Origin of the sequence: Halomonas sp. AOP5-B2-8 (assembly GCF_052376475.1) — a bacterium.
GTDB lineage: Bacteria > Pseudomonadota > Gammaproteobacteria > Pseudomonadales > Halomonadaceae > Vreelandella > Vreelandella casei.
On sequence record NZ_JBQSVS010000017.1, the window covers coordinates 1 to 1,566 of the forward strand.

A 1,566-nucleotide genomic window follows, 5' to 3' on the forward strand; every position below is an offset into this window, starting at 1 on the left:
CTAGCCTGGATTTCTCACGGGGTATAAAAGAAAGCGGCTGAAAGTGCTATGATTTCAAGAGCCTAACCAATCCATCAAGCACCAACAACCGCTTCCAAAATGGTACCTGAAAAACTGACCTTCTCGCCACTCTCACGCCGCCAAATTGAAGCCGATTTCTCTGGGGGCCACATCACCTCCGATGCTGGATTGCTCCTGCTTCGTGAAGTCGATAAGCAACATCGCCTGACGCACCGCTTGGCCTCCGTGCTTCATGATCCCCGCGCACCGGAACAGGTTCGTCACAAGCACGACACTCTGGTTCGTCAGCGAGTGTTCGGTGTCGCCGCGGGCTACGAAGATTTCAACGACCATGAGGCCCTACGCTATGATCAGGCGCTTCAGACAGCGCTCGGTGAAGATAATGCGCTGGCAGGCAAGTCTACGCTGTGCCGGAGTGAGCAGAACGCCGATCGACAAGCGATGGTGAAGGCCCATGAGGTGCTGTGGCACCACTTCATTGAACAGCATGACGCACCCCCGAAGGAGATCGTGCTGGACTTTGATGGCACCGATATCCCTGTGCACGGTGAGCAACCCGGGAAGTTCTTTAACCGCTATTACGATCACCACTGCTACTTCCCGCTGTATGTCTTCTGTGGCCGCCATCTACTAGTGAGCTATCTGCGCACCAGTGACCACAGCGACAGCCATCACAGCTGGGCCATTCTGGCGTTACTGGTGCGCTTTATCCGCCAGTACTGGCCCGATACACGCATCGTGTTACGGGGTGATAGCCACTTTTGCCGCCCTCGGATGCTGAACTGGTGTGATCGGCATCATATCGACTACATCGTGGGCATCGGCAAGAACAGTCGGCTGCTCAAGGAAGTGGACGTGCCCATGATGCTGGTGCGCAAGACCCAGTGGGAGGTGGGCGGGAAAGTGGCAGAGACGTTCCGCTTCCAATATCAAGCACACTCCTGGAAGTATCCACGCTGGGTGGTGGCCCGTCTGGAAGAAGGCGAACTGGGCTCTAATCCCCGGTTTATCATTAGTTCCCGTTATGACGATGGCTTCAAACTCTACTACGAGCAGTACTGCGCTCGGGGCGACATGGAGAACCGAATCAAGGATCAACAACTGAGCCTGTTTGCTGACCGGACCTCCAGTACGCACTGGTGGGCCAATCAGTGGCGGCTGATCTTATCGGGCTTCGCCTATACGCTGTTCGAGCGCTTACGCACTTACCTGAAGAAGACCCCTTTTGAGCGCATGAGCCCAAGCAACCTGAGGCTCAAACTCATCAAAGTGGGCGCGGTCATCATCCGCAATACGCGCCGAATCCGGGTGTTGATGAGTGACAGCTACCCCTATAAAGCGCAACTATCCGATCTCATCAGGCGGTTAGTACCGAGCTGAATGCGCGGGCGCCCCCGGCCCGACGCAATGGGGGAAAGGGGGAGGTGTGTCTGAACGACGGAAAGAGGCTAAAAAGCAGGCAGTTTAAACCGTACCAATCGGCTTTTAGTGGTATGACGGCTTGGAGGTGGTACTGGCTGAGGTGCTATGAGAAATCCGGGCTAG

1 protein-coding gene is annotated in these 1,566 nt (G+C 55.7%); it reads left to right on the plus strand.

Annotation, left to right across the window (positions count from 1 at the left end; all coding sequences use genetic code 11):
• Window positions 1-99 precede the first annotated feature (99 nt).
• Entirely contained in the window at window positions 100-1,401 is a 1,302-nt protein-coding gene (locus tag ACT3RP_RS17875; protein ID WP_427028136.1) for an IS1380 family transposase, read from the plus strand.
• Window positions 1,402-1,566 lie beyond the last annotated feature (165 nt).